2 protein-coding genes are annotated in these 4,134 nt (G+C 38.3%); both read left to right on the forward strand.

Translation table 11 applies throughout. From position 1 onward, the window contains the following. The coding region (locus IKK64_05995) for a T9SS type A sorting domain-containing protein (protein MBR4119615.1) at nucleotides 1-2,461 on the forward strand (2,461 nt) is incomplete at its 5' end. A gap of 279 nt (nucleotides 2,462-2,740) precedes the next feature. After that, nucleotides 2,741-4,134: secretion protein Por (locus IKK64_06000; GenBank protein MBR4119616.1), on the forward strand; the 1,394-nt coding region annotated here is incomplete at its 3' end.

The following is a 4,134-nucleotide window of genomic DNA, read 5'->3' on the forward strand; positions in this document are numbered from 1 at the left end:
CGTAACAACCTTCAATCAAGAGTGGTACAACCTAGGAATGCAAGACTATTTGCCCTCATGGCGTTGGTGGTGGACAAAGAACTTTATGGGAAAAAATGCCACAGATGCTTCAACAGATATGACAGCAGAGTTCACATGGGAAGATGCATGGTTTGGAGGTTCATGTTTGCAAATTACAGGAGCAACAACCAAAGCATACTTGCAACTATTCAAAACAAAATATCCTTTGGTAAATAACGATATTTTCACCATTCGTTACAAAGTTGTTTCAGGATCAGGAACAATAGCATTAACCACATCAACTGAAGCCGCACCTACAACAGAGGTTGCAGCAACAATAGTATCAAATGCAGAAGCAAATGATGAGTGGGAGTTTAAAGATATTAAAGTTGCCAATCGTGGAGGTTTGAAATTAGGCGGACAAATATTAGCTCAACTTGGATTGAAATTTGAAAACACAACATCAGATTTCAAAGTGTTGATTGGTGAAATATCTTTAACTCGCGGAACATCAGTAACACCAGGAGCGCCAACAATTAAGACATCAAAAACAATGGCTCGTAACTACAAAGGTGTTGACGTAAAAGTTATATTTGATATGACAGCTCACGATAAAAACTCATCAGGACGTCAATCATATCAATCAATTTATAACGCAGATGTCAATACATGGTTCTACAAAATCTACACACAACAAGAAGGAGGAGAAGCAGTATTGTGTACCTCAACAACATCGTGGGCAGCATACGTGGTTGGAGCACCTTACGATCTTGAAAAAGGCGGAAAAATCCGAGTAGGAGTAAGTGCAGTATCTTTAGATGGTAAGAGCGAGAGTGCAATTAGCTGGAGTTCATATATGGACGTGCCTGCAAACCAAACAGTTGAAGGTTTCTCAATAGATAAACCAATTATCAAAGCAGGCGAGAAGTTTACCGTTGCATTTGATGACCCAACACACGCGGCAGCAACATGGGTAATTAAAGCCTCAGAGAACGACGCTGTAAAAGGAACATTCAATGCAAACTCATTTACAACATCGTTAAGCGAAGAGGGAATCTATGACTTGTATTTGACAATGAAAGGAACAACAGAGGTATATCGCGGTAAGATCCAAATTTCACCAGCAGAGGTAGGAGCATTGCCAGTTATTAAGAGTTTTGAAATGAGTACCGCTGAAGTAAAAGGAAATGAAGCAGAGTTTGTATATGAGGGACGTGAAAATTCTGACGGATATGTATCACGCGGTATGGCACTTGGAGAGAAAGCATTCGGTATCCCTGCTTCTCAACTTGGATTCAATGACCAAACAGCGTTCTCGTTGACATTCTGGCTATATATAAATCGCTTCAATCACGAAGAAGGTGGTACACAATTCTTGAATATTCGTACAGCATCAGATATATGGCCTGCTAGTGATTGGGGATTTGTATGGAGTTCTATCCAACCAGAAAATAACAATACTGCCGAGATTGAAGAGGGAACATTAGGTTTCTCATATCGTTTATATGGAGAGAATGGAGGTGATATTATTGAGATCTCTAAAGATTTCCAATTTAAACCAGAGACATGGTATCATGTGGCTATGGTTTCAGGTTATACAAGTAACCGTTCAATGTATTTGTATATCAATGGTAAACTTGTAGGAGGAGAGGTTGCTGAGCAAGCATTGTATACATGGAAGTCATCTAACGTAATTATGTTAGGAGGTCATGCTCATCAACGTGCGGGTATAGACGGAACAATTGATGAGGTTCGTTTATATAAGAAAGCCCTAACTGCTAATGAGGTTAAAGCTACAATGCAACACACAACAGATGTAAGCGATCCTTCATTTATCGGTTATTGGGATTTTGAAAGTGAAGCACAATCTAATAATACCATGAAGAGTATAGGTTATAATAAAACTTTGGTTGCCGGTATATATGATCCTACAACAATATCAAACAATCAATATACGTCTAAACCTATTACATTTGCAGCAGGAGCACCATTTATCTCAGGAACAAACTATAAGATTGAGACATTACCTACATGGAAGTTCAAAGGTGGAGAAATACAAACTGCATCAGGAGATAATGCAAGTGGTAATGCAGTAGTAGCATATCCGGAGACAGGAACATTCCCTGCAACATTGACACTATCTAACGGATGGGGTTCAGATACTAAGACTATCGATGTTGTTGTTGTTGAACCAACAGGCATAGAGGATGTAGCAGTGGAGGATATGATGCAAGCATTCCCCAACCCATTTGAGAATGAGGTATATGTAAGTTTCGTAGAGGATGGCATCTACACCGTTGAGCTTTATGACAATGCAGGACGTATGCTTAGCCAGTCTTCATTATCTGCAACAGCAGGCGAGATTGTAAACATACCTGTTGACGGAGAGGCAGGAATCTACTTCATTAAAGTTAAGGGAGAAGAAGGATTGCTTAAAGTTATGAAAGTAGCTAAAAAGTAGTTCTTGGTTGTAGGTTTCGTAAACCAACCGCCCTGCGGGTAGTTGTTAGAAACCGATAATAAAGCAAGAAAATAACTTTACGAGGGTGCAGAAATTTTTCTGCACCCTCTTTTTGTGTCAATTACTCTAATTGGATCAATTAGCAATTAGCATAACAACTAATTGTTTTTGTTAAAAAATATTTTAAATTGTTTAAATAATTTCTATATTTGTAAAATAATGGAGACATTGCTTGTTTCATAATTTGACTTATATTGTTTTTCTATAATACTATACAGAATGAAAAGATTTGTTTTATTAACATTGTTAGTTGCTGTATGTGCATTAGCATCAGCTCAAGGTGTTCCAACTCACGAGCAATATGTGAAGATAGGAGGTTCAACTCCTTGGTACACTGCATATGGTAATTGGTCGCCAGGATATGCTTTATATAGCAGTGATTCTCAGGCGGCAGAGAATGAAGAGTTCTTTATTTCTCGTGTAAAACCTCGTAGTCGTTTTACGTTTACAGGTACACAGGTAAAAGAGAACCTTAATCCTGAAAGAAAAGTGTTATGGTGGTGTCCACTTGGTGTTGCAAATAATGGTAACTGGAATGGAATCCCTGCATATTATTTTGGAGGAGAGGTATATTCAATGTGGAGTTATACCGATGTTTATGGAAACTGGACTGCTCCTTTAATTCAAGCCCCTGCAGCATTTCTTGATGCTTGTCACAAAAATGGTGTGCGTTCGGGAGTTGTCGCTTCAGTTCCTTTTGGAGCATCCCCTTCAAAAAATGATGGAAGTCATGGTTCAAATATTAATGCTCTTGTAACTGGAGGTTATGATAAACTATTGAAATATCTTCGTTATTATGGTGTTGACGGAGTAGGTTTTAACTCAGAGTTCTCTTGGGATTTGTTGGATGCAACAGGATTTAAAAACTTAATGGGTAACTGTTACTCAAATGCAGCATCTTACGGAGTACCTTTCAATAATGCATGGTATTCGTTTACTTCAAATGATGGAGATTATGGCGATTATAGTGTACTTAACAGCGGTTGTGTACAATGGTTTCATTATAATGGGAAAAAGGTCTCAGATGCTTATTTCTTAAATTATAATTGGGGTAGCAGTCAGTTGAATACATCTGTATCTACAGCAAACGGACAAGGTCGCTCAGGTTTTGATGTTTATGCAGGTATGGATTATCAAGGACGTAGTAATGCTGACTGGCTTGCTCTTCAATATTATAATACATCATTCGGATTGTGGGGTGCCCATAATATGAATATGATTTATGAATCTCGCGGAGAGTTGGGAGCAAACCCTATTCAGTTACAAAAAACATATCAATTGATTTCGGAGAACTCATTTACAGGATCGTCATATAACCCAGTAAATACTCCTGCTATTTCAAATATATTGCGTCATACTTCAACTGCTACCAATTTTCACGGATTTTCAAGTCTTATTACAGCACGCAGTACTTTAACTCCACAGGATGGAGGTACATTGGCAACTGACCCATTTGTTACATACTTTAACTTGGGAAACGGAATGTTCTTCAAAGAGGAAGGAGTAACTACATTTGATAGAGAATGGTACAATCTTGGTATGCAAGATTATCTTCCAACATGGCGTTGGTGGTGGACCAAAAACTTTATGGGTAAAAATGCAAGCGATGCATC

This window comes from Bacteroidales bacterium, assembly GCA_017521245.1.
GTDB lineage: Bacteria > Bacteroidota > Bacteroidia > Bacteroidales > G3-4614 > Caccoplasma_A.